This window comes from Xanthomonas sp. WHRI 6108, assembly GCF_040202385.2.
Lineage (GTDB): Bacteria > Pseudomonadota > Gammaproteobacteria > Xanthomonadales > Xanthomonadaceae > Xanthomonas > Xanthomonas arboricola.
Window position 1 is genome coordinate 1,028,806 of record NZ_CP168198.1, and the last position, 24,860, is coordinate 1,053,665.

Here is a 24,860-nt window from a genome sequence, read left to right on the forward strand (position 1 = left end):
CGGCAACCCCCTCAACCACACGGAGATTTCCCATGCGTCGCACTCTGTTCTCTCTGGTTCTGGCTCTGGCTGCCACCCCGGCGCTGGCTGGCGGCGTGATGCACTACACCGACAAGGCCACGTTGCCGGCCGGCGGCGAAGAACGCGAAGTCGCCGCGCTGTTCGACACCTGGAACGCGGCACTGGCTACCGGCAATCCGGACAAGGTGGCCGATCTGTATGCCCCGGATGGTGTGCTGCTGCCGACCGTGTCCAACGAGGTCCGCGCCTCGCGCGAGCAGATCGAAAAATACTTCGAGATGTTCCTGACCAAGAAGCCGCAGGGCGTCGTCAACTACCGCACCGTGCGTGTGCTCGATGACGACAGCGCGGTGGATGCGGGTGTCTACACCTTCACGCTGACCGACAAGGACGGCAAGAAAACCGACGTGCAGGCGCGCTACACCTTCGTGTACGAGAAGCGCGACGGCAAGTGGCTGATCATCAATCACCACAGCTCGGCGATGCCGGAAGTGGACACCGCCACCGCCTCGGTGACCAGGAAGTAACGCCGCATTGACCGTAGTGGCTTGAAAGCCGCTACGGCCGGCGCCATCCAGCAGGCAATCCTCACGATTGCGGAGTTGCACCATGCTGGGAATCGGCGCTTTCAAACAACGCATGCCACGTCCGGGCGAGGCCTTGCCCGGACGCGCGCAGGCACTACCGCTCCACAACACCCACCTGATCAACGGCCATCCGTTGCGCGGGGAGTTCACCGGCCTGGCCCAGGTGCAGTTCGGGCTCGGCTGCTTCTGGGGCGCAGAACGCAAGTTCTGGAATCTGCCAGGGGTGTACACCACGGCGGTGGGTTACGCCGGCGGCGAGACACCCAACGCCACCTACGGCGAAGTGTGTTCCGGGCAGACCGGCCATACCGAAGCGGTGTTGGTGGTGTACGACGAAGCGTCGGTGTCGTTCGCACAGTTGCTGCGCACGTTCTGGGAAAGCCACGACCCCACCCAGGGCATGCAGCAGGGCAACGACGTCGGCACGCAATACCGCTCGGCGATCTATTGCACGACACAGGCGCAATACGACGCTGCGCTTGCCAGCCGCGATGCGTACCAGCAGCAACTGGACGCCGCCGGGTATGGCGCGATCACCACGGAGATCCGTTTCCCGGCGCCCACGTTCTACTACGCCGAAGACGATCACCAGCAATATCTCGCCAAGCATCCCAATGGCTATTGCGGGCTTGGCGGAACGGGAGTGAGCTGCCCGATCGGGCTGGATGCCTGACGGAAAGGCGGGCCGGATTGAAGCGCTGTCATCCACGTGATCGTGGCGGCGTGCCGATGGCCGACAGTGACCGGCAGCGTCATCACGATCAGGCAGCGCATGGGAGTGCATGCCAGGCAACTTGAATGGCTACGCCGGAGACGGCGTGGCCATCTTTTTTTGCGACGCGCGCAAGCTGCGCCGGCACCGCCGCGGGTGGCCGAGCGGCGAACCGGCCCAGCGGATCATTGCGGTCAATCACGACCGCCAATCGGTGCGATGGATCGGTGCGGCGACCCACTGCATCCAGTCAGTGCAGCCAATGCGCCAGGCGTGCCTGAATCCACCGGATCAGACGAACTCGCCGGCGAACATGCCGCGCAGCTGGGCGAGCATGTCGGTGCGTTCCGGATGCAGCAGTCGCATGCAGGCAAGCGCGAAGCCGACCGGGCTGGTGCCGGGTGCGGTGATCACGCCGTCGGCGGTCACCACCTTTTCGTGCCGGTATTGCGCAGCACCGGCATACGGCACCACGTGTTCCTGCAGGAAGGCCAGCGCGTTGCTGGTGTGCGCGCGCTGGTCGAGCAGGCCGGCATAGGCCAGGGCGATGGTGGCGCCGCAGATCGCCGCGACCGGGCGCTGGTGCTGCACGCGCTCGACCAGCAGGCCGCTCAGGCCGGGGATTTCGCCGGCCTGCCAACGCTCGCTGCCGGGCAGGATCCAGAGATCGGCATCCAGCGGCGCCAGATCGGAGAGGGCGAAGTCCGGGGTGATGCGCAGCCCGCCGATCGACTGCACCGGCTGACCATCGATGCTGGCGATGGCGACCTGGTCGCCGAACCATTCGCGCGCCGCCGGCAGGACAACGCCAATTTCCCAATCGGCCACGCCGTCGACCATCACCACTGCAATGTTTGCCATTGTCCGCTACGCCAGTTGAGGAACCCGGATTCTAGGCAGTGCGGGTTGCGCGGGTGTAAGCGACGTGTGGAGAACGACGCCGAACCGCGCGCCGATCAGGCGCGCGCATGGCAGCTTGGTGGCGGCTGTGCGGGCGTCGATGCGTCCACAAGCTCGACGGTGACTGGAAAGTACGGCGGCCCAGGCCGGCCGCAGTTTCCAATGCCAGCATCGCGAGGGCCTTGCCTTACGCGTCGTGGCTGCATTGTGTGCTGCGCAGCCAGATTGCAAAAACCAAAACGCCCACAGCCACCAGGCTGCAGGCGTTGGTATTGCGACCCGCGGTGCTGCAATCAGCCGGCGAGCTTGTCGGTGATGGTCTTGCGCAGTGCCTGCAGATCCTTGGCGAAGGCATCGATGCCGCTGGCCAGCTTTTCGGTGGCCATCGGGTCGGCCGCCAGATCGGTGGCGAAGCTGTCGCTGTCGATCGGGGTGATCTGCGCGTTGTCGGCCTGCGCAGGCGAGAGCTTGCGCGGCAGTTCGCCGTGTTCGGCGTCGAGCTTTTCCAGCAGCTCCGGCGAGATGGTCAGCCGGTCGCAACCGGCCAGGGCCTCGATCTGCGCGGTGGAGCGGAACGAGGCGCCCATCACCACGGTGGACGAGCCGCGCTGCTTGAACTCGTTGTAGACCGTGCGCACGAACACCACGCCCGGATCTTCGTCGATGCTGGCCGGGGTCTGCCCCTGGGCGACGTAGTAGTCCAGGATCCGGCCGACGAACGGCGAGATCAGGAACACGCCGGCTTCCGCACAGGCCAGCGCCTGCGAGCGGTTGAAGATCAGGGTCAGATTGCAGTCGATGCCTTCGCGCTGCAGCTGGCGCGCAGCCTCGATGCCTTCCCAGGTGGCCGCGATCTTGATCAGGATCTTGTCCTTGGACACGCCACGCTCGGCGTACATCGCGATGAACTTGCGCGCCTTGGCGATGGTCGCCTCGGTGTCGTGCGCCAGGTCGGCATCGACCTCGGTGGAGACGCGGCCGGGGACCAGCTCGGCCAGCCTGACGCCGACGCCGATAGTGAGGCGGTCGGCCACTTCGTTGACGGTGCTGGTGCGGTCTTCGCCGCCGTGTTCGCGGCCCCAGGCCAGTTCGCGCTCGATCAGGTCGGCATACACCGGCAGATCCAATGCCTTTTTGACCAGGGTGGGATTGGTGGTGCAGTCGACCGGCTTCAGGCGCTTGATGGCGTCGTAGTCGCCGGTGTCGGCAACGACGACAGACAGGTCACGCAACTGGGCAAGCTTGGAGGGAGCAGTCATGCGGGTTCTCTCGAATCGTGGAACGGGTCGTGGATAGGACGCAGCGCGCTACGGTAGCGCGCCTGGCGTGGGAAGTCAGGCGCCGGCCAGGGCATGTTGATCGTGCACGGCGCTGACACGCAGACGCAGGTCGCGCCCGTCGGGCGTGCGCCAGTCGATGCTCTGACCGACCGACAGGCCAAGCAGCGCACTGCCGACCGGCGCCAGCACCGAGATGCGGCCGTGCTGCACATCGGCTTCGTGCGGATATACAAGGGTGAGCGTATGTCGTTCGCCATGCAGCTCATCTTCGCAATCGATGCGGGAGTGCATGGTGACGACATCGCCGGGAATCTGGTCGGGCGGCACGACGCGTGCACGGCCCAGTTCGTCACTCAGCGCGGTGGCGGCCGGGTGCTTGTTGAAAGCGGGGGAATCGAGCAGGGCCTCGAGCCGGGCGAGGTCGTGGCTGGAAACCAGGATGGACGGCGGCAAGCCGCTGTGGTGCTGCGAAGTCATGGCAATCTCCTTGACGATGACGGCCCGCCAACATGGCAAGCCTCACTGCCCAGATGAGGGCGCCGCTGCCCGATCGCAATGCATGGCGAGATGGTGCAGTGCCCCGGATGGGTCGCGCAATGCGGGCGCGGCACTACCAGTTGCGGGCCGTGGCCATAGAACCACCCAAGCACGGCAGTGTTGCAGCGCTCAGGTGCACGCCTTCACTCAGCTACAAGTGGCTGACTTGAAGTTTCCCGTCCGAGTCCACCACGTGCCAATGACACCACAACCGCCAGGTGCTTCCAGAGACATCGCGCCATAACCACCCACCAAACAAAAAACGACGCTTGCGCGTCGTTTATGTCCAAGAAAAGGTGAAAAAAAACACGTCAAGCAACCGCAGCCATGAAACGATTTCCCGATTCCCGATTCCCGATTCCCGATTCCCGAATCCCGAATCCCGAATCCCGAATCCCGAATCCCGAATCCCGAATCCTCAGGCCGCAACCGCCTTGGGCCCAGTCGCCGGCTGGTCCAGAGTAAACAGGCTCTCCGGCAGCTCCTTGAACAACTGCGCCAGCTGCTCCAGGAACGCGGTCATGGCCGAGCTGCGGCGCCAGGCCATGGCGATGCGGCGGCTGGGCTGCTTGTCTTCGCGGAAACGGATCAGGCGGATGTTCTCCGAGCGTGCAACCGGCGGCTTGACCGCCAGCAGCGGCAGCAAGGTCACGCCGACGTTGGCAGCCACCATCTGGCGCAGCGTCTCCAGGCTGGTGGCCTGAAATTCGGATTTTTCCAGGGCGCCAGCAAGATGGCAGACATCCAGCGCCTGCTCACGCAGGCAGTGGCCATCTTCCAGCAGCAACAGCCGCTGCTCGGACAGATCGTCCAGCGTCATGCTGTCGTGGCGCGACAGCGGATGGCCTTCCGGCACCGCCAGCACGAAGGGTTCCTCGAACAGGAATTCGGCATGCAGCTGCTCATCCTGCAACGGCAGTGCGAGCAGCGCCGCATCCAGCCGGCCTTCGCGCAGCTGGTGCACCAGCTGATCGCTTTTTTCCTCGATCAGCAGCAGTTCCAGGCGCGGGAATCGCTCGCGGATCCGCGGCACCACATGCGGCAACAGATACGGCGCCAGGGTGGGAAAGATACCCAGCCGCACGGTGCCGGCTTCCGGATCCTGGCTGCGCCGCGCGGCTTCCTTCATCTGTTCCACTTCGGCCACGATGCCGCGTGCGCGCATCGCCGCTTCGCGGCCCGCCGGGGTCAGCATCACCTTGCGCGGCGCACGTTCCACCAGCGGCACGCCGAGTTCGTCTTCGAGTTTCTTGATCTGTGTGGACAGCGTCGGTTGACTGACGAAGCAGGCCGTCGCAGCACGGCCGAAATGCTTGTGGTCGGCCAGGGCGACCAGATATTTCAGGTCACGCAGATTCATGTGCAACAGCCCTCATTGCGGTGACGGGGTACGACTGGAGCTTAGCGCCCGGGCTGGCCGGGCGCTGGCTTGAGTGCGCTTATGCTGCCTGGGCGACGTTGTCGGCGCTGACCGGTGCACTGGAGCGGATCAGGTAATCGAACGCGCTCAACGCAGCCTTGGAACCTTCGCCCATCGCGATCACGATCTGCTTGTACGGCACCGTGGTGGCGTCGCCGGCAGCGAATACGCCCGGAACGTTGGTCTGGCCACGGTCGTCGACGATGATCTCGCCGCGTGGCGACAATGCCACCGAGCCCTTGAGGAATTCGGTGTTGGGCAGCAGGCCGATCTGCACGAACACGCCTTCCAGATCCACGTGCTGGATGTCGCCGCCGGTGCGATCCTTGTAGACCAGGCCGGTGACCTTCTGGCCATCGCCCAGCACTTCGGTGGTCTGCGCGCTGGTGATGATGCGCACGTTGTGCAGGCTGCGCAGCTTGCGTTGCAGCACTTCGTCGGCGCGCAGCTTGTCGTCGAACTCCACCAGTGTGACATGCGCCACGATACCGGCCAGATCGATCGCGGCCTCGACGCCCGAATTGCCGCCGCCGATCACCGCCACGCGCTTGCCCTTGAACAGCGGGCCATCGCAATGCGGGCAATAGGCTACGCCCTTGTTCTTGTATTGCTCTTCGCCTGGCACGTTCATCTGCCTCCAGCGCGCGCCGGTGGACAGGATCACGGTCTTGCTCTTGAGCGAGGCGCCATTGGCCAGCTTGATCTCGATCAGGCCATCGGCACCGGCCGGAATCAGCTGCTCGGCGCGCTGCAGGTTCATGATGTCCACGTCGTACTGGCGCACATGCTGCTCGAGCGCGGCGGCCATCTTCGGGCCTTCGGTTTCCGGCACCGAGATGAAGTTTTCGATCGACATGGTGTCCAGCACCTGGCCACCGAAACGCTCCGCTGCCACGCCGGTGCGGATGCCCTTGCGCGCGGCGTAGACGGCGGCTGCCGAACCGGCCGGGCCACCGCCGACCACCAGCACCTCGAAGGCGTCCTTGGCGGCGATCTTGGCGGCGTCGCGCTTTGCGGCATTGGTGTCGAGCTTGGCGACGATCTGCTCCAGCGTCATGCGGCCCTGGTCGAACAGCTCGCCGTTCAAGTAGACGGTGGGCACCGACATGATCTGGCGGGTTTCGACCTCGTCCTGGAACCACGCGCCGTCGATGGCCACATGCTTGATGCGCGGGTTGAGCACGGCGGCAAGATTCAGCGCCTGCACCACGTCAGGGCAGTTCTGGCACGACAGCGAGAAATAGGTTTCGAACTGGTAGTCGCCATCCAGGTGCTGCACCTGCTCGATCAGCTCGGCGGCGGCCTTGGACGGGTGACCGCCCACCTGCAGCAGCGCCAGCACCAGCGAGGTGAACTCATGGCCCATCGGCAGGCCGGCAAAGCGCAGCGAGATGTCCTGGCCCGGCGTGGTCAGCGCGAACGAGGGCTTGCGCTGGTTGTCATCGCGGTGGATGTCCAGGCTGATCTTGTCCGACAGCAGCACCAGATCCTCCAGCAGGTCGAGCATTTCGCGCGAGCCGGCGCTTTCGTCGATCGAGGCATTGATCTGGATCGGACGGGTAACCCGTTCCAGGTAGGCGGTCAGCTGGGTCTTGAGGTTGGCATCCAACATGGAGAACTCCTGGGAATGGGCAAGGGGAGGGCGTGGCGTCGCTGCGCCGAGGCAGGTCGCCGGGGAGGAAGGGGATGAACCGCAGCCGGCGCGATGTCGGGAATGCGTGCTGGCGATGGCTGGCGGGCAGCCCGGCACCGGCTCCGGTTCACCCCCGGCCCTGTGCTGGGCCGGAGATGCTCCGGCCTCAACCACAGGCCGGAGGTGTCAGTCGGTTTAGATCTTGCCGACCAGGTCCAGCGACGGAGCCAGGGTCTTGGCGCCTTCCTTCCACTTCGCCGGGCAGACCTGGCCCGGGTTGTTGGCGACGAACTGGGCAGCAGTCAGCTTGCGCAGCGTCTCGGTGACGTCGCGGGCGATCGCGTTGTCGTGGATCTCGAGGGTCTTGATCACGCCTTCCGGATTGATGATGAAGGTGCCACGCAGGGCCAGGCCTTCTTCTTCGATGTGCACGCCGAACGCACGGGTCAGCTTGTGGGTCGGATCGCCGATCAGCGGGAACTGCGCCTTGCCCACGGCCGGCGAGGTTTCGTGCCACACCTTGTGCGAGAAGTGCGTATCGGTGGTGACGATGTAGACCTCGGCGCCTGCCTTCTGGAACGCGGCATAGTTGTCGGCGGCGTCTTCCACTTCGGTCGGGCAGTTGAAGGTGAAGGCGGCCGGCATGAAGATCAGCACCGACCACTTGCCCTTCAGGCTGGCCTCGGTGACTTCGATGAAGTTGCCGTTGTGGTACGCATTCGTCTTGAACGGCTGGACCTGAGTGTTGATAAGAGACATTGAGTTTCCTCGTGCGATGAAGGGGGCGGGGGATGGAACAGTCGCCATGGTAGGTAGGATCGATAGATTTCTCAAATCGATTGATGGAATTGTATAGATAGGCTGTGGCTATCGAGTTTGCAGACGGCGTCTGCCGCTGCAGGGGCCGATTCCATCTCCGATAATGGTCAGCCGATGTTGCGCATGAGTGAATGATCCGTATGAGTGAGGACCCAGCCGGTCTTGCCGCCGAGCAGTTGCTGCGGCGTGCGGTCGAGCGGATCGAGCGCTGTGATGCCGAGCCGCTGCTGCTGCACGCGCTGGGCCGCGACCGCGCCTGGCTGTTCGCGCATGGCCGCGATCCGGTCGAGCCGTCGGTCGCGCAGGCATTCGCGGCTTTGGTGCAGCGGCGCCAGGCCGGCGAACCGGTGGCGTACCTGACCGGCACGCGGGGGTTCTGGACGCTGGATCTGGCGGTCTCCACCGCCACGCTGATCCCGCGCGCCGACACCGAGGTGCTGGTCGAGCTGGCACTTGAGCGACTGGACGCCCGGCCGGGCCGCCGCGTTGCCGATCTGGGTACCGGCAGCGGCGCGATCGCGCTGGCCATCGCCAGCGAGCGGCCGCAGGCACAGGTGATCGCCACCGATGCCAGCGCGGCGGCGCTGGCGGTTGCCCGGCGCAATGCCGACAACCACCGCTTGCGCAATGTCGAATGCCGGCAAGGCAACTGGTTTGCGCCGCTGGCCGGCGAGCGCTTCGACCTGATCGCCAGCAACCCGCCGTATGTCGCCGCGCAGGATCCGCATCTGGGCGAAGGCGACCTGCGCTACGAGCCGGCCAGTGCGCTGGCTTCCGGCCCCGATGGCCTGGACGACATCCGCCTGATCGTCGCCGATGCGCCTGCGCATTTGCTGCCGGGCGGCTGGCTGCTGCTCGAACACGGCTGGGACCAGGGCGCGGCGGTGGCCGGGCTGCTGCAGGCGCGTGGCTTCGACGCGGTGGCCACGCATCAGGACCTGGAGCAGCGTGACCGGGTGACGTCGGGGCGCTGGTCGCCCGCTGCGGGCTAGCGCGGCGGGCCACGGAGCGGTCGCCAGGTGGAGGGGGGACGGCGCGCTCGGAGCTGAAACAGGACATGCCGCTTCCGGGCACCGACCGCGCCCGTCCGACGCTGCGTGCAGGAGCCTGGCTCCGTCGCTCCACTCCTTCGCGCTTCGCCGTGCGCCCGCTCTGGCTCGATCGCATGGGGCGCCCGCGTGTGTAGACCGGGTGCCGATACACTAGCGGTTTCCCGCAGGACCGACGCATGCGCACGCTCTATCCCGAGATCACGCCGTACGACCACGGCACCCTCCAGGTCGACGACCGCCATACGCTGTATTTCGAGCAGTGCGGCAATCCGCAGGGCAAGCCGGTGGTGATGCTGCACGGCGGCCCCGGCGGCGGTTGCAATGACAAGATGCGGCGCTTCCATGACCCGGCCAAGTACCGCATCGTGCTGTTCGACCAGCGCGGCGCAGGCCGTTCCACCCCGCATGCCGATCTGGTGGACAACACCACCTGGGACCTGGTTGCCGATATCGAGCGCCTGCGCGAACACCTGGGCATCGCGCGCTGGCAGGTGTTCGGTGGCAGCTGGGGCTCGACCCTGGCGCTGGCCTATGCGCAGACCCATCCGCAGCAGGTCACCGAGCTGGTGCTGCGCGGCATCTTCCTGCTGCGCCGTTTCGAGCTGGAATGGTTCTATCAGCAGGGCGCCAGCCGGCTGTTTCCGGATGCCTGGGAGCACTACGTCAACGCGATTCCAGTGGTGGAGCGCGCCGATCTGATCTCCGCCTTCCATCGCCGCCTGACCAGCGACGACGAAGCCACGCGTCTGGCCGCGGCCAAGGCGTGGAGCGTGTGGGAAGGTGCCACCAGCTTCCTGCATGTGGACGCCGACTTCGTCACCGGACACGAGGACGCGCACTTCGCCCTGGCGTTCGCGCGCATCGAGAACCACTACTTCGTCAACGGCGGTTTCTTCGAGGTCGAAGACCAGCTGCTGCGCGACGCGCACCGCATCGCCGACATCCCCGGCGTGATCGTGCACGGCCGTTACGACGTGGTGTGCCCGCTGCAAAGCGCCTGGGACCTGCACAAGGTCTGGCCGAAGGCACAGCTGCAGATCAGCCCGGCATCGGGGCATTCGGCCTTCGAGCCGGAAAATGTCGATGCGCTGGTGCGCGCCACCGACGGGTTCGCCTGAGCGCAACCGCGAGCGTGCACGGGAAGCTGCAGCAGCGCTCGCGCGCCAGCGGTAGGAGCGCACCCGGGCGCGACGTAGGGTAACGGGACGGCCTGTCGCGCCCGGGTGCGCTCCTACGAGGCAACCGTCGTCACCGAGGCTGCGGATCAGCGCGGCCGCCGCATGCTCCGTAGGAGTCAGTGCGGCAGCAGTGCCTGCGCCAGCGGCGGCAGGATGCGTGCCAGGCGTTGTGCCCACGCCTGTTGCCCGGCGGCATCGGCAATCAGGTCCTGGCGCAGTTCCAGCTCCACATGCAGCAGTCCGCGGCCTTCGCCGTAGACCGGAATCGCATAGTCGCTGGTGTCGCTGACCGCGTAGGGCTGGTTGTCGCCAACCACCAGATCCGGCTCGTCGCGCAAGGCCTGCAGCAGGCGGTGCGCCAGCCGCGTGTCGCGGTTGTACAGCACGCCGGCATGCCAGGGCCGTGCATTGCCGGCCATGATCGGCGTGAAGCTGTGCATCGACACCAGCACGGTGGGTTGCCCGCGCTGTGCGCGTGCATCCAGTTCCGCCGCAATGCGCGCGTGGTACGGCGCAAAGATCGCATCGATGCGCTGCTGCCGATCGTCGGCCGACAGCTGCAGGTTGCCCGGAACCGAGGTGCCGTCGCTGACCTCGGGCATCAGCGTGGCCGAAGCATGCGGGCGATTGCAGTCGATCACCAGGCGCGAATAGGTCTGCGCGATGGCGACCGCATCCAGCGCATCGGCCAGCAGGCGGGTGACCTCGGCAATGCCGATATCCCAGCCGATATGGCGGTTCAGTTCCTGCTGCGGCAGGCCCAGATTGTCCAGCCGCGCCGGCACGCGCTGACCGGCGTGGTCGGCGATCAGCAGCCACGGCGAGGCGGCCTGCGGGTTGTGCACGCTGAACGGTGCGGGATCGTCGGCACCGAGCAGGCGGGCAGCGGTCGCTTCAGCCACGCGGGGTGCCGTCCAGTGCGTGATCGACCAGATACAGCCCGGCCCACAGCTTGGGATCCATCTGATAGCCCTCGGCCATCTTCTGCACCAGCCAGGCGCCGACCTGCGCGCGCGGGATCTCGTGCACGGTGATGTCTTCGCTGGCATCGCCGCCGCCGGCGCCGACCTTGCGCAGCCCGGTGGCGCGCACGAAGGCGATCTTCTCGCTGCTGGCGCCGGCAGAGGTCGGGCCGATCATCAGCACTTCGGCGTGCTCGGCGGTCCAGCCGGTTTCTTCTTCCAGTTCGCGAATGGCCGACAGCTCGATCGACTCGTCGGCATGCACGTCGCCGACCAGGCCGGCCGGCATTTCGATGGTGCGGGCCTGCAGCGGCACGCGGAACTGTTCGACGAACAACATTGCATCGTCCGGGGTCACCGCCACGATGATCGCGGCCAGGCCGCCGGCGTGCACGCGTTCGGAATATTCCCAGGTGCCGCGCACGACCATGCGCTGGTACTTGCCTTCGTAGACCACGGTGGGCGGGGTGTCGTGTCGGTTCATGGATGCAGGCCTTGTTCCAGGGAAACGGGAGTGCGCGGTGACGGCGCGCCGCCGCAGGCGGCCAGCAACCGGCGCCGGGTGAGCGGGCCGAAGCGCAGGCTCTCGCACAATCCAGCCAGCATGTCGGTATCGGCTTGCGCGCGCGTGAAACCGGCATCGGTCAGCGCCAGCGGCGCATCAAGTGCGATGGTGGTGAGCTGACGCCACAGCAGCGCATGCTCGCGTTGCTCGCGCAGGCGCGCGGCCATCTGCGCCGCGCCGCGCAGGCGCAGGAACGGGATCTCGTCGATGCGCTCCAGCAAGGCATCCAGGCTGCCGAAATGCGCCAGCAGGACCGCCGCCGATTTGGCGCCGATGCCGGTGACGCCGGGAATGTTGTCGATCGCATCGCCGCACAGCGCCAGGTAGTCGGCGATCTGATGGGCGTGCACGCCGTGGCGCGCCTTGACCCCGTCCATGCCCCAACGCAGGTTGCGCGCGTAATCCCACTGCTCGTCGTGTTCGAGCAGCAGCTGCGACAGATCCTTGTCGGCCGACACGATCACCCCGCGCAGGCCGTGCGCACGCACGCTGTGCAAGGCGCTGCCGATCAGGTCGTCGGCCTCGTAATCGCGGTGCGCCAGCACGCTCAGGCCCAATGCCGCGCACAGCGCCTTGCAATGCGCGAACTGGCGCCGCAACGCATCCGGTGCCGGGGTGCGATTGCCCTTGTAGGCCGGGTAGAGCGCATGCCGAAAACAGCTGTCCAGCGCCTCGTCGAAGGCGATGGTGATGTGTTGTGGATCCTCGCGTTCGAGCAGGTCGAGCAGGAAGCGCGCAAAGCCGTGCACGGCGTTGGTCGGCCAGCCTTGCGCATCCTGGAATTCGTCCGGGATCGAATGCCAGGCGCGGAACACGTACAGGCTGGCATCGACCAGATACAGCGGGGTCGGGCGGCTGATCGCTGCCGGCGCGCCTGCAAGCACGGGGGCGTGCGTGGTCACGGGGTCCAGTCGCGCAGCAGCGCACGCGGGTCCGGGCGTTCGCGCTCTGGCACCTGCAGGCGCGGGGTGCCGATATGGATGAAACCGGCGATGCGCTCGTTCTGCTCCAGGCCCAGATAGCCGGTCACCGCCGGGTCGTAGGCCATCCATGCGGTCAGCCACTGCGCACCGAAGCCATGCGCCTGCGCGGCCTGCAGCAGCGCAAAACACACGCAGCCGGCGGTGAGCAGCTGTTCCTGCTCGGGCACCTTGTGCCCGGGGCGCAGCGCGGCGATCACCACGATCACCAGCGGCGCATCGTTGAAACGGTTGCGGTCTTTTTCGACCGCGGCGGGCGGCGTGAGCGGATCGGCGGCCAGGCTGCGCTCGGCCAGGAAATCGCCCAGTGCCTGGCGGGCATCGCCGCTGATGCGCAAGAAGCGGAACGGCACCAGCTTGCCGTGGTCGGGCACGCGCACTGCCGAGGTGAGCATGCGCAGCAGGGTGTCTTCATCCGGGCCGGGTTCGCCCAGCTGTTTGGAGGGGACCGAGCGGCGCGCGTCCAGCGCCTGGAGCGAATACGGTGCGTGCATAATTCCGGGTCGAGGCGAGGATGCAGGCAATTATAGACGGGCCCTTCCCAACGCCCGCCGCATCATGGGTGGCGGGCCGATGCCGGCCCGGTCGTGACATCCCTTCCATGTTCGTCCTGTGCGCCGCCCGATGACCCAGTTCGTATCCACCCCCGTGCTCCCCAGCCGCAATCCGCAGCTGCTCGATCAGGTACGCGAGATCGTGCTGGTGCCGCTGGCCGATGCATTTGTCCAATTCCAGGACACATTGGCCGAGGCGCTGTTCCGGCTGGCGGCCGATGCCGGCCCGGCCCAGAACGACTTCCTGGAAGCGATCCAGGCGGTGCGGCAGCAGCGCGAGCCGATCACCGCGCGTTTCCGCGGGCATCTGGCCAAGGCCTGGCAGGGGCTGGAATCCGGGCGGCCGTTGTCGGCCGATCGCAGCCTGGGGCGCGGTGCGGCCGGGCTGACCCTGCTGCCCGAGCAGGACCTGGAGGTGCGCCTTGCGGTGCGCAACCTGGCCGGCGCGCTGCAGCACCAGTGGCGCACGGAGCTGATGCGGCTCAATCGCTATCTGGGCTTCATTGCCGGCGGGCTGCGTATCGACGGCGACAGCAATCCGTTCGGGCCGGAGCATCTGGGCGTGGCCCTGTACGAGGCCTTTCAGGGGGTGACGCTGGCGCCCAAGGCGCATCTGGCGGTGATCAAGGTCTGCGAGCAGCACCTGATGGAACGCGTCGGCCAGCGCTACGGCGCGCTGGAACAGGCGCTGGCGCAGGTGGCGCGCTTGCGCGAGTTGCCGCAGCCGCGCAGCCGGCGGCGCGGCATTCCGCGCCAGGACGAAGGCGCCGGCGAGCAGGCCGCCGAGACGCCGGACTGGATCGCACGCTTCTTCGCCGACTGGTCGGGCGGGCAGGGCGCGTTGGCTGGCGTCGAGGCGATCGACGTGCATCTGCGCAGCGGCCGCGAGCTGTTGCCGGCCGGCCTGCACCATTTGCTGCAGCATGCACGCCGCCAACGCGAACCCGATGGCGACACACCCGCACCTGCCGGGCAGCGCCTGCTGTCGCCGCGCGAGGTGGTGTCGGCGCTGTCGCTGCTGCAGACCATGCCTGCGGCCGGCTTCGATGCCATCGACGGCACCGATTCGGGCCTGGCATGTGGCCTGCGGCAGCAGGTCAGGCGCGCCGCCGCCGCGCTTGGGGTAGATCCGGCCACCACCTGCCTCAACCCCGACGACGAGGACGCGCTGGATCTGGTGGCCCTGTTGTTCGCCGCGATCCTGGTGCAGAGCCATCTGTCGGATGCGCAGCGCAGCCTGCTCGGCCAGTTGCTGGTGCCGATGGCCAAGCTGGCGATGCTGGACGGCCACCTGTTCGTGCGCGACGGCCATCCCGCACGCCGCCTGCTCAACCTGTTGGTCGACGCCTGCGATGGCAATGCCGGCGAAACCGCGGCAGAGCAGGCCTTGCTCGGCCAGGTGCAGGCGGTGATCGACACGGTGGTGCGCGATTTCGACGAGCATCCGGGGCTGTTTCTGACGCTGGAGGCCGAGTTCGGCGCCAGCTACGAACAATATCGGCGCCGGGTGGAAATCGCCGAGCGCCGTGCCAGCGAATTGCAGCGCGCCGAAGAACGCCGCGAAGCCGCACGCAGCATTGCCGCGCAGGCGCTGGCAGAGCGCCTGGCGCGCGGGCCGCTGCCGCCGCTGGTCGAGCACTTCCTCGGCCGCGTCTGGCAGCCGTATGTGCAACAGGTGGCGTTGCGTTGCGACGGCACCGGCCAGGCCTTGGACGCGGCCGTGGCCCTGGGCGATGCGGTGTTGGCGCAACTGGGTGCTGCGCCTGGTGACGCCGCGCTGGAGCCGCAGCGTGCGCAGCTGCTGCAGGCTTTCGCGCTGGCCGGCCTGGCGCAACGCGACGCCGAGCTGGCCCTGCAGGAACTGCAGCGCGCGCTGCTGTCCACGTCATCGGTGCCGGCTGCTGGAGCGCCGGATCCCGCCCTGTTTGCGCCGACCTTGAGCGCGCTGCGCCCCAGCCCCGGTCCGGCCGAGCCGGTCGGCGAGCCGCTGACGCCGATGCTGGATGTCACTGCGCAGGTGGAATTCGATCGTGTCACCGCCGATTTCTTCCGCGGCATGGCGCTCGGCACCTGCCTGGAGTTCGTCGACCGGCACGGCCGTGTGCAGGCCGGCAGGTTGTGCTGGATCAGCCCGATTTCCGGGCGGCTGATGTTCGTCAACCGGCGCGGCGGGCGGCTGTGCGTGTCCTCGCCGGAGGAACTGGCGATGATGGTGTGGCTGGACCGCCTGCGTCTGCATCGCGACGAGGACGCGTTCTACAGCGCGATGCAGGATGTCGTCGATGCGCTGGACCGGCCGCACATGCTGAAGGCTTAACCCCCGCAGGCGGTTAATACGCGCTGGCAAGCGCCACCGCAGCGATGCACGCTAGGATGTCCGACTGACACGCAAACCCTGGGCGGTCACGACTAAAGTGCGAATTGCGTCACACTTAACAAACGAGCGAAACGCCTACCATGCGGTGGCGGAATTTGGGGCCGCGTCTGTTTTCTTTCGTTTGAATATTTTCACGCCTGCAGGGGCGGGGAGCCTTTGCGCATGACTTTTCAGCCCAGTCCGTCGGGACATCCGGGCCGTGACCAACGCTTGCTCGAACAGGCGCACGCCGTGTTCGTGCCCGCACTCGCGCAGGTTTTTGCCGCTGCAGTCGCACACTTTGACGATGTGCTGTTCGATCGCGCCGAATCCGCGGGCACATCGCAGTTGTTGTTTCTCGACGGCATGCGCGAGTTGCGCCGCAAGCGCGACGAAGTGGCCACGCGGTTCCGCCAGCAGCTGGACGACGGCTGGCAGGCGTTGTTGCTGGGCGAGCCGCTGTCGGCCGAGGTGGTCCTGGCAGGCGACATCGGCACCGGCCCGCTGAGTCTGGTGCCCGAACACGTGCTCGAATCGCGGCTGGCGGTGCGCAACCTGGCCACGGTGCTGCTGCGCGACTTCAAGCAGGTGCTGGCGCGGGTGGACCGCCGCCTGGGCTGGATCGCCGGCGGCCTGGAACTGGTGGCCGACACCAACCCGCTCGGTCCGGAACATCTGGGCGTGGCGATCCACGAAGCTTTCGCCACCTGCGACCTGGCGCCGGAAGTGCGCCTAGTGCTGATCAAGCTGTGCGAGCGCGACCTGGCCGAGCCGATCGGCAAGCTGTATGCGCGCCTGGACGAGACGCTGGCCAAGGCCGGGGTCATGCCGGAAATCTCCCAGCCCAAGCGCCCGCCGCCGCGCGTGCAGCCGCGTGGCGACACGCCCGAAGAGCGTGCCCAGGCCGAGGCCCAGGGCGCGGCTGCCGACATCGGCGGCGACGACCAGAGCGACCAGTACGCACCGGCCTGGGCCAACCGCTTCCTGGACCGCTGGGCGCACAGCCGCGGCCGCATGCAGGCCGCCGCCCAGCGTGGCCAGGCCGGTGGCGGCGCTGCCGGCGGCATGGATGGCGGTGAGGCCGATCACCCCGGCGGCAGCCAGGGCATGTTGCTGGAAGCGTTGCACGAACTGCTGCAGCAGACCCGCAGCGTGCGCGACAACACCGCCTCTGCCGCATCGGTGGCGGTGGGCCAGCAACGCCCGCTGAGCCAGCGCGAGATGATGTCGGTGCTGTCGCTGCTGCAGGCCACGCCGAGCGCGACGCTGCAGGCGGCCATCGGCGACGACACCGAGTCGCTGGCGCAGCGGCTGAAGAACGAAGTGCTGTCCAGCGCCACGCGGCTGGGCGTGGACCCGGCGACCGCGCGCCTGGACCCGATGGACGAGGATGCGATCGACCTGGTCGGCATGCTGTTCGACGTGATGCTGGACGAGCGCGATCTGGAAAACCGTTCGCGCGAAATGATCGGCCGGCTGGTGGTGCCCTTCGTCAAGGTCGCGCTGCTGGACCGCAAGATGTTCGTGCAGAAGACCCATCCCGCGCGGCGCCTGCTCAATTCGCTGGCCGAGGCCTGCGAAGGCAACACCGGCGACAGCGCTGCCGAGCGTGTGCTGATGGGCAAGGTCGAGGAAATCGTCGACCGCCTGGTGGCCGAATTCAACGAGAACCTGGCGATCTTCCTGACCCTGGAAGAGGAATTCCGCGATTTCCTATCGCAGCATCGGCGCCGGGTGGAAATTGCCGAGCGGCGCGCCACCGAAACCCAGCGCGGCCAGGAAAAGCTCGAGCTGGCACGCAGCCGCGCGCTGTCGGAGTTGGAACAGCGCACGCAGGCCGGCACGCCGCTGCCCAGGGCCGTGGAGGATTTCCTGCGTCAGCCGTGGCTGCACCATCTGACCATGGCGATCCTGCGCGACGGTGAGGAAGGTCCGGGCACCGTCGAGGCACTGGCCCTGGCCGATGGCGTGCTGGAAGAACTGGCCGAGGCACGTCGCCACATCGTCGGCAAGCCGTGGCTGCAGGTCTGGCAGCCGGCCCTGCATCGCGTATTTGCCAGCGTCGGCCTGCATGGCGATGCGGTGGTGGTGGCGATCACCGCATTGCACGACACCTTGCAGGCCATCGCCGAAGCGCGCCCGGAGCTGGAAAAGGCCTTGCCGGAACTGCCGCAGGTCAACCTGCCGCCGCCGGCTGCCGAAAGCGTCAGCGTGGTGCTGGGGGCCGAGGCGGTGGCGCAGAGCATCGACAGCGCCGATGCCGAGCGTTTCCGTGCGATGGATATCGGCACCTGGCTGGATTTCGTCGACAAGGACGGCAAGGTGCAGGCGGGCAAGCTGTCGTGGGTGAGCCCGATCTCGCAGCGGCTGCTGTTCGTCAATCGCCGCGGCGTACGCTTCTGCGTCGCCTCGCCGGAAGAACTGGCGGTGATGGTGCGCCTGGGCCGGCTGCGCGAACACATCAACGACGGCGCTTTCGACAGCGCCATGCAGGGCGTCATCGACCGCCTGGATCCGTTGCACAACAGCACCGTGCACTAGCGGGTGCCGCGCGATGCGCTTGCCGCATCGCGGTACGCTCAGGCCCGCGCCGGGCCGATAAAGTCCAGCGCCGCTTCGATGACCGAGGCATGGTCGACCATGCGGTTGTGCCCCAGGCCTTCGGTGGTCAGCAATTGCGCCTGCGGCCACAGCGCCGCAAAACGCGCGCCTTCGTCCCAGGGCGTCTCGCGGTCGCGGCGGTCATGGATGATCAGGGCCGGGCGCTGGAAACGCGGCAGATGCGGGGACGCATCGAAATCGGCAAAGCGTTTGCCGGTGATCGCATGCAGCAGGTTCTCGAACGGAACGAAGGTCTTGGCCGCGATGCCAAAGGCGCGGAACTGGCGACGTGCGGTCTCGGCCGGGGCCAGCAATGGCGCGATCAGCACGTAGCGCGCCGGCTGCCAGGCCGCTTCATCGGCGAACACGACCGATGCCGAACCCAGCGAATGACCGATGAAGGCCGCCGGCCGGCCGAAGCGCCGCCCGATCCGGCGCAGCACCTCGACAAAGTGCGGCATGTAGCTGATGCGCCCACCGCTCAAGCCGTGCCCGGCCTGGTCGAAGGCCACCACCGCGTAGCCCAGCGCCTGCAGCCGTGGCACCCAGGCGGCAAAGCGCAGGCCATAGCTGGACCAGCCGTGGGAGAGCAGCACATACGGTTGCTGCGCCGGATCGCCCCAGACATACACCGCGATCTCGATGCCATCGATGGACAGGCTGTCGCGGCCCACGTCGGACAGCGTCGCCAGGGTGGATGCGGCATGCCGGCGCGATGCCGCATCCGGCGTCACGAAGCGGCGCGCCAGCAGGCGGCCGGTCGGCCCGGGAGCCAGGCGGCTGGCCGACCCGAACAACGTGCGGGTCAGGCGCATGCGCCAGCGGGAGAATGCCTTGGCCATGAAAAAACTCACTGGGAGGGGCTGCATCCGGCGCCGATCTTGACGCTGGCAAGATGCGGGGGCGAGTCTGCACCTTCAATCTTGTCAGCGTCAAGATTCCCTGCTCCAATGACATCCCGATTTGCGAAGCCGCCATGTCCCACGTGCCGAAGTCAGCCACGTATCACCACGGCGATCTGCCCGCCGCCCTGCGCCGCGCGGCCTGGGAGATCGTCGGCGAATCGGGTCCGCGCGGGCTGAGCCTGCGCGAGTGCGCCCGCCGTGCGGGCGTTTCGCATGCCGCACCGGCACATCACTTTGGCTCGCTGGAAGGCCTGGTGGTGGAACTGGTCGCAGATGGTTACGAATGCATGGTCGAGTGGATCGTGCAGGCCCAGCGCGAGGTCGACCCACTGCTGGGTGGCGGCCTGGGCTACATCCGGTTCGCCATCGCCTACCCGCAGCAGTTTCGCCTGATGCAGAGCCTGGAGCCGCAGCGACGCAGCCTGCCGCGCCTGCTGGCAGCCACCGATGCGGCAATGGCCTGCCTGCGCGATGCCCTGCATGCGGCCTGGCTGGCCCGGCACGGCAGTGCGCCGGATGCGCACCTGCTGCATCAACGGGTGTTGCTGGCCTGGAGCGCGGCGCATGGTTATGCGTGTCTGGCCATCGACCACCGCACCGAAGCGGTGGCGCTGGCGCCGCCCGAACAGTTGCTCGCCCCGATGCTGCCGGCCTTGCTGACGCCCTGAGCGTGGCTGCTGCGCTCTGCTAGCATCGCCGCGACGACAGGCGCGCGAGCGGAGCAAGCCATGGCTGTGCAGGTGCTGGTGCTGAAAGAACACGCGGCAGGCGAGCGCCGTGTCGCCGCCACGCCGGAAACGGTCAGGAAACTGGTCGCGCTCGGCGCCAGCGTGTGGATCGAGCCCGGCGCCGGCTGTGCCAGCAGCATGGCCGACGCCGCGTATCTGCAGGCCGGGGCGCAGCTCGCCACGGCAGACACGCTGGCGCAGGCCGAAGTGCTGCTGAGCGTGCAGGCACCGCCCACCGAACTGCTGCAGCAATGCAGGCCCCACGCCGTGCTGATCGGCATGCTGGCGCCGGACGCCGACCCGGCACGTGCGCAGGCGATCGCCACCGCTGCGCTGGTCGCGTTTCCGCTGGAGCGCCTGCCGCGCACCACACGTGCGCAATCGATGGACGTCTTGAGTTCGCAAGCCGGTATGGCCGGCTACAAGGCCGTGCTGATCGCCGCGCAGCTGGCGCCGCGTTTCTTTCCGATGCTGACCACCGCCGCCGGCACCATGCGCCCGTGCAAGGTGCTAGTGATCGGTGCGGGCGTGGCCGGGCTGCAGGCGATCGCCACCGCCAGGCGGCTGGGCGCGCAGGTCGAAGGCTTCGATGTGCGCCCGGAAACGCGCGAGCAGATCGCCTCGCTGGGCGCGCGCTTCCTGGATCTGGGCGTGAGCGCGGCCGGCGAGGGCGGTTATGCGCGCCAGCTCACCGACGATGAACGCGCCGAACAGCAACGCCGGCTGGCCGAACACCTCAAAGGCGTGGACGTGGTGGTCTGCACCGCCGCCGTGCCCGGCCGGCCGGCGCCGAAGATCCTGAGCACGGAGATGCTGCACGGCATGCGCGCCGGCAGCGTGATCGTCGATCTGGCCGCGGAAACCGGCGGCAATTGCGCTGCCACCCGGCCCGGCGATACCTATGAGCGCGACGGCGTGGTGATCGCCGGGCCGCTCAACCTGGCCAGCCAGGGCGCGGTGCACGCCAGCGAGATGTTTGCGCGCAACGTCTACGCGTTCGCCGCATTGCTGATCAAGGATGGCGCGCTGTCGTTCGACTGGGACGACGAACTGCTGGCCAAGACACGCTGGTCGGCGCCAGCGACTGCGTAGCCCCGCCGAGCCCATGCGCCTTGCGCACTGGCGGGTAGGAGCGCGCTGGCGCGCGATGGCGCTTTATCGGTAACGCTCCGTCGCGCGATGGCGCTTGTCTGTAATGCTCCATCGCGCGCCAGCGCGCTCCTACGGGGGCTGCGCGCATGTTCGTCTGTGACCGGGATGCCGCCCGTGCGCTGGCGTGCTGCATCCGCCGCTGCAGCGCTGCGTCAATCGTCGGTGGGCGGATGCTCGTGCAGCCAGGTGCTGCGTTCGGCCGGGCTCATCTTCTGCCAGCGTTGCTGCAGCTCATTGCGTTGTTGCTGGTTGAGCGTGCGCATGCGTTCGAATAGGGCCTTGGCCTCGCGGCGTTGCTCAGGGCTCATGTTGCGGAAGCGGTCCATGCCGGCCTTGGCCTGTTTGCGCTGCTCCGGGGTCATGTCCAGCCAGCGGCGCGCATGGCGATACATGCGCGGGCGTTCTTCCGGCACATCGTTCCAGCGTTCGCGCAGCGCATCGATCAGCACCTGCCGCTGCTGCTGGGTGAGCTTGTCCCACTCGGGCATCGGCGTGTCTGCCTCGCGCGGTCCGGGTCCTCGCGGGCCGGGGCCATCCGGTGGCGGCGGTCCCGGCGGTCCGGGGGAATGGGCCTGGGCCAGCAGGGACGCGCAGGGCGCGGCGCACAGCAGCAGGGTCAACAACAGGCGGGTGGTGCGGGTCATCGTGCTTATTCCATGGCCAGGGCGGTATCGGACCCCAGCCAGACGTACAGGTCCGGATTCTGGGTCAGCATGTCGTCGGTATCGGTGGTGGTGCCGGCGACCGCCTGGGTCGGGGCGCGGTCCGGCGAGGTGCGCTCGCCAGGACGCAGCTGCAGGCCGATGCCGACCGCCAGCAGGCCGGAACACGCGGTCGCCAGCAACCAGTAGCCGCGCCGGGCGCGCGTGGGAGCGGCCGCATGACGGGCCTGGCGCAGGCGCGCCAGGGTCTGCGGCGGCAGGCTGGTCAGTGCGGAGGCATGCAGCTGGCGCAGGTGCGCATCCAGCTGGGCCGGGTCGTGGGAGCGGTTCACAGGAAATCCTCGAACTGTTTTTGCAACGCGTCGCGCGCACGCGACAGGTGGGTTTTGACCGAGCCTTCCGAGCAGCCCATCGCCTTGGCGGTGGTGGCCACGTCCAGGTCTTCCAGCACGCGCAGCGTGAACGCTTCGCGCTGGCGCGCAGGCAGGTTGCGCAAGGCCTCGACCAGCCGTTGGTAGGCCTGTTGATGCTGTTGTTCGTCCACCGGGCCGGTGCCGGGGTCGGCCCAGTCGATGGTGCCCTCGTCGTCGGCGCGTTCGGCCGGCGCCCAGAACTTCAGGCGAAAGCTGCGCCTGCGCTGCAGGTCGATGATGCGGCTGCGCAGGATGCTCCAGAACAGCGGCGTCCATTCGGCGGCCGGGCGCTCGCGGTAGCCGAGCAGCTTCACCATGGCGTCCTGCACGGCGTCCAGCGCATCTTCGCGGTGACGCAGGCCGGCCTCGGCAAAGCGGAACGCACGCGGGCCGATGCCGGCCAGGAAGGCGTCCAGCGAAACCGGCACGGTGGCGGCCGGTGCGGCAGGTTGCGGATCGAAAGGGGTTCCCACCAGCACAGCGTAGCTTCCGCGGAGACGATACGACGTCAACGGGCGAGTGCTGATTCGGTTGACACGCGCCCGGGCGCGCACGGCGTGGGTATGATCGGCGGGCCGCACCGGCCAGTGGAGCGAACGACGATGAGCGACGGATTCGTAGCGCTGTACATCTTCATGCTGGCGGCCATTGCCGGCCACGTGATCATCTCGCGGGTGCCGGTGATCCTGCATACCCCGCTGATGTCCGGCTCCAACTTCATCCACGGCATCGTGCTGATCGGTGCGATGGTGGTGCTGGGGCATGCCGATACCACGCTGGAAAAGGCGCTGGGATTTGTCGCGGTGATGCTGGGTGCGGGCAATGCGGCCGGTGGTTACGTGGTGACCGAGCGGATGCTGGACATGTTCAAGTCCAGCAAGAAGCCGTCGGGCGGGGACGCGCCATGAACGTCTCCACTGCCGAGCTGCTGGCATGGCTGGTGAAGTCCAGCTATCTGGTCGCGGCGACCTTGTTCCTGCTCGGGCTGCAGCGCATGGCGTCGCCGCTGACCGCGCGCAGCGGCATCCGCTGGGCCGGGCTGGGCATGCTGATCGCCACGGTGGCGACATTCTTCCTGCCCGAGCTGCATAACGTGCCGCTGATCCTGGCCGCGCTGGCGATCGGAACCGGGGTGGCGTGGTGGTCGGCCAGGAAGGTCGCCATCACCGACATGCCGCAGATGGTGGCCTTGTACAACGGCATGGGCGGCGGCTCGGCGGCGGCGATCGGGGCGGTGGAGTTGCTGCGCTTTGCCTTCTTCGCCAACCGCGACACCACCCACTGGAGCGCCCAGGCGATCGCCGAACTGGCGGCGCGGCGGCCGGACACCACCACGGTGGTGCTGGCGGTGGTGGGCTCGGCGATCGGCGCAGTGTCGCTGTCCGGGTCGATCGTGGCCTGGGCCAAGTTGGATGGCCGGCTCGACCGTCGGGTGACCTTTGCGGGCCAGCAGGCCTTCAATCTGCTGGTGGCGCTGGCGGTGCTGGTGCTCGGCATCTGGGCGGCCAGCAGCCTGCAGCCGCTGGCGATCATCGCCTTCTTCGTGGTGGCGCTGGCGCTGGGCGTGTTGATGACGCTGCCGATCGGCGGTGCCGACATGCCGGTGGTGATCTCGCTGTACAACGCATTCACCGGCCTGGCGGTGGCTTTCGAAGGCTATGTGCTGGGCAACGAGGCGCTGATCATCGCCGGCATGATGGTCGGCGCGGCCGGCATCCTGCTGACGCGCCTGATGGCCAAGGCGATGAACCGGCCGATCAGCGGCGTGCTGTTTTCCAACTTCGGCGGCGGCGGGCAGGCGCAGGAGATCGCCGGAGCGCAGAAGCCGATCGAGGCCGGCGACGTGGCGGCGATGATGGCGTTCGCCGAGCGGGTGGTGATCGTGCCCGGCTACGGCATGGCGGTGGCACAGGCGCAGCACAAGATCTGGGAGCTGGCGCAGCGGCTGATCGCGCGCGGGGTCAAGGTGAAGTTCGCAATCCACCCGGTCGCCGGGCGCATGCCCGGGCACATGAACGTGCTGCTGGCCGAAGCCGGCGTGCCCTACGACCTGATCGCCGACATGGACGACATCAACCCCGAGTTCGCCAGCACCGACGTGTCGCTGGTGATCGGCGCCAACGACGTGGTCAACCCGGTGGCCAGGACCGACCCGGCCAGCCCGATCTACGGCATGCCGATCCTGGACGTGGTCAATTCGAAGAACACGGTAGTGATCAAGCGCGGCAAGGGCACCGGCTTTGCCGGCATCGAGAATGCGCTGTTCTACGCCGACAACACCCGCATGCTGTACGGCGATGGCGCGGAAGCGGCCGGCGCGCTGGTCAGCGAGCTGAAGGCGCTGGACGGGGGCGGGCACTGAGGTGTCGTGCGGCTGACTTGGCGGATGAATTTGCGAAGCCACTTGGTCGAGGGGGCGGTGTTTTCGCTGCCAGTTCCTTGCAGCTGAGCCGCAGATCGGCTGCTTCACGAACGCTCTATCCGCACCATCCGGCCAGTCTTATCAGCCAGCCCGAAACAAGCCACCGAGCTTTTGAGTCACAGCAGTGCTTAGTGACAGTCAAACGCTCGGCTCTTCGAGTGCGCGGTGCCCTTACCGCTTGCGGGACACGCCGTGAATCCGTCCGTGGAGGCTCCTTGGCGGCATCCATGCCGCCAAGGGTCCCGCAACCGGCAAGGACACCGCACCAGGAAGTTGGTCGGTGGTCAGTTGCAAAACTGCTTTCGGTTGCGTTTTGCATTGGGACACTGAAAAGTTTGTAGGTTGCCTTGTTGAGCCGCTGCCGGTTACTCGGCTTGCGCTTGGGAAGCCGATCAAACGCACGGTGATCCGGACAACGCAC

General features: G+C 67.5%; 24 protein-coding genes. 10 read left to right on the forward strand and 14 right to left on the reverse strand.

The window, feature by feature from the left end; translation table 11 throughout:
• The first annotated feature begins 32 nt into the window (after nucleotides 1-32).
• A complete protein-coding gene (locus ABQ039_RS04350; RefSeq protein WP_024938253.1) occupies nucleotides 33-548 on the forward strand; it encodes an SgcJ/EcaC family oxidoreductase in 516 nt (171 codons plus the stop codon).
• An 82-nt stretch (nucleotides 549-630) separates the two neighbouring features.
• Nucleotides 631-1,281: a peptide-methionine (S)-S-oxide reductase MsrA gene (gene msrA, locus ABQ039_RS04355; RefSeq protein ID WP_102252716.1), complete on the forward strand. Its 651-nt coding sequence runs from the start codon at nucleotides 631-633 to the stop codon at nucleotides 1,279-1,281.
• Nucleotides 1,282-1,611: 330 nt separating this feature from the next.
• Here the strand turns inward: msrA and ABQ039_RS04360 are convergent, their stop codons facing one another.
• From ABQ039_RS04360 to ahpC, 6 genes are all read right to left on the reverse strand, one after another.
• The gene (locus ABQ039_RS04360; RefSeq protein WP_016900730.1) at nucleotides 1,612-2,181 is read right to left on the reverse strand and encodes a type 1 glutamine amidotransferase family protein; all 570 of its coding nucleotides are present in this window, start codon (nucleotides 2,179-2,181) and stop codon (nucleotides 1,612-1,614) included.
• 332 nt (nucleotides 2,182-2,513) lie between these two features.
• Complete coding sequence (gene tal, locus ABQ039_RS04365) at nucleotides 2,514-3,479, reverse strand: transaldolase (RefSeq protein ID WP_039530548.1); 966 nt, start codon at nucleotides 3,477-3,479, stop codon at nucleotides 2,514-2,516.
• A gap of 75 nt (nucleotides 3,480-3,554) precedes the next feature.
• Nucleotides 3,555-3,977, reverse strand: a complete 423-nt coding sequence (gene rnk / locus ABQ039_RS04370; protein WP_016900728.1) for a nucleoside diphosphate kinase regulator — start codon at nucleotides 3,975-3,977, stop codon at nucleotides 3,555-3,557.
• A gap of 478 nt (nucleotides 3,978-4,455) precedes the next feature.
• On the reverse strand, nucleotides 4,456-5,397 hold the full coding sequence (locus tag ABQ039_RS04375) for a LysR substrate-binding domain-containing protein (protein WP_024940621.1): 942 nt from the start codon (nucleotides 5,395-5,397) through the stop codon (nucleotides 4,456-4,458).
• A 79-nt stretch (nucleotides 5,398-5,476) separates the two neighbouring features.
• Nucleotides 5,477-7,069 (reverse strand): alkyl hydroperoxide reductase subunit F, encoded by a 1,593-nt coding sequence (gene ahpF, locus ABQ039_RS04380; protein ID WP_054591345.1) that lies wholly within the window; start codon nucleotides 7,067-7,069, stop codon nucleotides 5,477-5,479.
• 216 nt (nucleotides 7,070-7,285) lie between these two features.
• On the reverse strand, nucleotides 7,286-7,849 hold the full coding sequence (gene ahpC / locus ABQ039_RS04385) for an alkyl hydroperoxide reductase subunit C (protein WP_184610364.1): 564 nt from the start codon (nucleotides 7,847-7,849) through the stop codon (nucleotides 7,286-7,288).
• 200 nt (nucleotides 7,850-8,049) lie between these two features.
• Between ahpC and prmC the strand changes: the two genes are divergently transcribed.
• Both prmC and pip read left to right on the forward strand, forming a co-directional pair.
• Entirely contained in the window at nucleotides 8,050-8,901 is an 852-nt protein-coding gene (gene prmC / locus ABQ039_RS04390; RefSeq protein WP_184610366.1) for a peptide chain release factor N(5)-glutamine methyltransferase, read from the forward strand.
• A 236-nt stretch (nucleotides 8,902-9,137) separates the two neighbouring features.
• Nucleotides 9,138-10,079, forward strand: coding sequence for a prolyl aminopeptidase (gene pip, locus ABQ039_RS04395; RefSeq protein ID WP_184381346.1), 942 nt, complete (start codon nucleotides 9,138-9,140; stop codon nucleotides 10,077-10,079).
• Between the two features lie 176 nt (nucleotides 10,080-10,255).
• On the opposite strand, the gene ABQ039_RS04400 is transcribed toward pip, so the two are convergent.
• From ABQ039_RS04400 to ABQ039_RS04415, 4 genes are read right to left on the reverse strand one after another with little or no spacing between them, the layout of a single operon-like run.
• Nucleotides 10,256-11,041 carry an N-formylglutamate amidohydrolase gene (locus ABQ039_RS04400; RefSeq protein ID WP_184610368.1) on the reverse strand — a complete coding sequence of 262 codons (786 nt, stop codon included), beginning with the start codon at nucleotides 11,039-11,041 and terminating at the stop codon, nucleotides 10,256-10,258.
• Nucleotides 11,034-11,585, reverse strand: coding sequence for an NUDIX hydrolase (locus ABQ039_RS04405; protein WP_005988855.1), 552 nt, complete (start codon nucleotides 11,583-11,585; stop codon nucleotides 11,034-11,036). The genes ABQ039_RS04400 and ABQ039_RS04405 overlap by 8 nt, the downstream gene beginning before the upstream one ends.
• Nucleotides 11,582-12,568: a 5'-3' exonuclease H3TH domain-containing protein gene (locus ABQ039_RS04410; RefSeq protein WP_184610370.1), complete on the reverse strand. Its 987-nt coding sequence runs from the start codon at nucleotides 12,566-12,568 to the stop codon at nucleotides 11,582-11,584. Before ABQ039_RS04410 ends, ABQ039_RS04405 begins: the two co-directional genes overlap by 4 nt.
• Complete coding sequence (locus tag ABQ039_RS04415; protein WP_039514249.1) at nucleotides 12,565-13,140, reverse strand: nitroreductase; 576 nt, start codon at nucleotides 13,138-13,140, stop codon at nucleotides 12,565-12,567. Before ABQ039_RS04415 ends, ABQ039_RS04410 begins: the two co-directional genes overlap by 4 nt.
• A 130-nt stretch (nucleotides 13,141-13,270) precedes the next feature.
• Between ABQ039_RS04415 and ABQ039_RS04420 the strand changes: the two genes are divergently transcribed.
• Nucleotides 13,271-15,517 carry a DUF1631 domain-containing protein gene (locus ABQ039_RS04420; protein ID WP_184610372.1) on the forward strand — a complete coding sequence of 749 codons (2,247 nt, stop codon included), beginning with the start codon at nucleotides 13,271-13,273 and terminating at the stop codon, nucleotides 15,515-15,517.
• 222 nt (nucleotides 15,518-15,739) lie between these two features.
• Nucleotides 15,740-18,097, forward strand: a complete 2,358-nt coding sequence (locus tag ABQ039_RS04425; protein ID WP_054591339.1) for a DUF1631 domain-containing protein — start codon at nucleotides 15,740-15,742, stop codon at nucleotides 18,095-18,097.
• Nucleotides 18,098-18,135: 38 nt separating this feature from the next.
• Here ABQ039_RS04425 and ABQ039_RS04430 read toward each other — a convergent pair whose 3' ends face one another.
• Entirely contained in the window at nucleotides 18,136-18,999 is an 864-nt protein-coding gene (locus ABQ039_RS04430; protein ID WP_046345788.1) for an alpha/beta hydrolase, read from the reverse strand.
• Between the two features lie 134 nt (nucleotides 19,000-19,133).
• Between ABQ039_RS04430 and ABQ039_RS04435 the strand changes: the two genes are divergently transcribed.
• Complete coding sequence (locus ABQ039_RS04435; protein ID WP_104593914.1) at nucleotides 19,134-19,730, forward strand: TetR/AcrR family transcriptional regulator; 597 nt, start codon at nucleotides 19,134-19,136, stop codon at nucleotides 19,728-19,730.
• 60 nt (nucleotides 19,731-19,790) lie between these two features.
• Complete coding sequence (locus ABQ039_RS04440; protein WP_349778209.1) at nucleotides 19,791-20,882, forward strand: NAD(P) transhydrogenase subunit alpha; 1,092 nt, start codon at nucleotides 19,791-19,793, stop codon at nucleotides 20,880-20,882.
• Between the two features lie 212 nt (nucleotides 20,883-21,094).
• Here the strand turns inward: ABQ039_RS04440 and ABQ039_RS04445 are convergent, their stop codons facing one another.
• From ABQ039_RS04445 to ABQ039_RS04455, 3 genes are read right to left on the reverse strand one after another with little or no spacing between them, the layout of a single operon-like run.
• On the reverse strand, nucleotides 21,095-21,586 hold the full coding sequence (locus tag ABQ039_RS04445) for a DUF3106 domain-containing protein (protein WP_046345791.1): 492 nt from the start codon (nucleotides 21,584-21,586) through the stop codon (nucleotides 21,095-21,097).
• Nucleotides 21,587-21,591: 5 nt separating this feature from the next.
• A complete protein-coding gene (locus ABQ039_RS04450; RefSeq protein WP_349778210.1) occupies nucleotides 21,592-21,936 on the reverse strand; it encodes a hypothetical protein in 345 nt (114 codons plus the stop codon).
• Nucleotides 21,933-22,496, reverse strand: coding sequence for an RNA polymerase sigma factor (locus tag ABQ039_RS04455; RefSeq protein WP_046345793.1), 564 nt, complete (start codon nucleotides 22,494-22,496; stop codon nucleotides 21,933-21,935). The genes ABQ039_RS04450 and ABQ039_RS04455 overlap by 4 nt, the downstream gene beginning before the upstream one ends.
• Nucleotides 22,497-22,619: 123 nt before the next feature.
• Here ABQ039_RS04455 and ABQ039_RS04460 point away from each other — a divergent pair, with 123 nt between their 5' ends.
• Entirely contained in the window at nucleotides 22,620-22,925 is a 306-nt protein-coding gene (locus tag ABQ039_RS04460) for an NAD(P) transhydrogenase subunit alpha (RefSeq protein ID WP_046346232.1), read from the forward strand.
• Nucleotides 22,922-24,379, forward strand: a complete 1,458-nt coding sequence (locus tag ABQ039_RS04465) for an NAD(P)(+) transhydrogenase (Re/Si-specific) subunit beta (protein ID WP_016900711.1) — start codon at nucleotides 22,922-22,924, stop codon at nucleotides 24,377-24,379. Before ABQ039_RS04460 ends, ABQ039_RS04465 begins: the two co-directional genes overlap by 4 nt.
• Nucleotides 24,380-24,860: the final 481 nt, after the last annotated feature.

What these genes read in the sequence shown, in the direction of transcription:
- ABQ039_RS04350 (WP_024938253.1), top strand. Translation starts at nt 33, where the DNA reads ATGCGTCGCACTCTGTTCTCTCTGGTTCTGGCTCTGGCTGCCACCCCG.
- msrA (WP_102252716.1), top strand. Translation starts at nt 631, where the DNA reads ATGCTGGGAATCGGCGCTTTCAAACAACGCATGCCACGTCCGGGCGAG.
- ABQ039_RS04360 (WP_016900730.1), bottom strand. Translation starts at nt 2,181, where the DNA reads ATGGCAAACATTGCAGTGGTGATGGTCGACGGCGTGGCCGATTGGGAA.
- tal (WP_039530548.1), bottom strand. Translation starts at nt 3,479, where the DNA reads ATGACTGCTCCCTCCAAGCTTGCCCAGTTGCGTGACCTGTCTGTCGTC.
- rnk (WP_016900728.1), bottom strand. Translation starts at nt 3,977, where the DNA reads ATGACTTCGCAGCACCACAGCGGCTTGCCGCCGTCCATCCTGGTTTCC.
- ABQ039_RS04375 (WP_024940621.1), bottom strand. Translation starts at nt 5,397, where the DNA reads ATGAATCTGCGTGACCTGAAATATCTGGTCGCCCTGGCCGACCACAAG.
- ahpF (WP_054591345.1), bottom strand. Translation starts at nt 7,069, where the DNA reads ATGTTGGATGCCAACCTCAAGACCCAGCTGACCGCCTACCTGGAACGG.
- ahpC (WP_184610364.1), bottom strand. Translation starts at nt 7,849, where the DNA reads ATGTCTCTTATCAACACTCAGGTCCAGCCGTTCAAGACGAATGCGTAC.
- prmC (WP_184610366.1), top strand. Translation starts at nt 8,050, where the DNA reads ATGAGTGAGGACCCAGCCGGTCTTGCCGCCGAGCAGTTGCTGCGGCGT.
- pip (WP_184381346.1), top strand. Translation starts at nt 9,138, where the DNA reads ATGCGCACGCTCTATCCCGAGATCACGCCGTACGACCACGGCACCCTC.
- ABQ039_RS04405 (WP_005988855.1), bottom strand. Translation starts at nt 11,585, where the DNA reads ATGAACCGACACGACACCCCGCCCACCGTGGTCTACGAAGGCAAGTAC.
- ABQ039_RS04415 (WP_039514249.1), bottom strand. Translation starts at nt 13,140, where the DNA reads ATGCACGCACCGTATTCGCTCCAGGCGCTGGACGCGCGCCGCTCGGTC.
- ABQ039_RS04420 (WP_184610372.1), top strand. Translation starts at nt 13,271, where the DNA reads ATGACCCAGTTCGTATCCACCCCCGTGCTCCCCAGCCGCAATCCGCAG.
- ABQ039_RS04425 (WP_054591339.1), top strand. Translation starts at nt 15,740, where the DNA reads ATGACTTTTCAGCCCAGTCCGTCGGGACATCCGGGCCGTGACCAACGC.
- ABQ039_RS04430 (WP_046345788.1), bottom strand. Translation starts at nt 18,999, where the DNA reads ATGGCCAAGGCATTCTCCCGCTGGCGCATGCGCCTGACCCGCACGTTG.
- ABQ039_RS04435 (WP_104593914.1), top strand. Translation starts at nt 19,134, where the DNA reads ATGTCCCACGTGCCGAAGTCAGCCACGTATCACCACGGCGATCTGCCC.
- ABQ039_RS04440 (WP_349778209.1), top strand. Translation starts at nt 19,791, where the DNA reads ATGGCTGTGCAGGTGCTGGTGCTGAAAGAACACGCGGCAGGCGAGCGC.
- ABQ039_RS04445 (WP_046345791.1), bottom strand. Translation starts at nt 21,586, where the DNA reads ATGACCCGCACCACCCGCCTGTTGTTGACCCTGCTGCTGTGCGCCGCG.
- ABQ039_RS04460 (WP_046346232.1), top strand. Translation starts at nt 22,620, where the DNA reads ATGAGCGACGGATTCGTAGCGCTGTACATCTTCATGCTGGCGGCCATT.
- ABQ039_RS04465 (WP_016900711.1), top strand. Translation starts at nt 22,922, where the DNA reads ATGAACGTCTCCACTGCCGAGCTGCTGGCATGGCTGGTGAAGTCCAGC.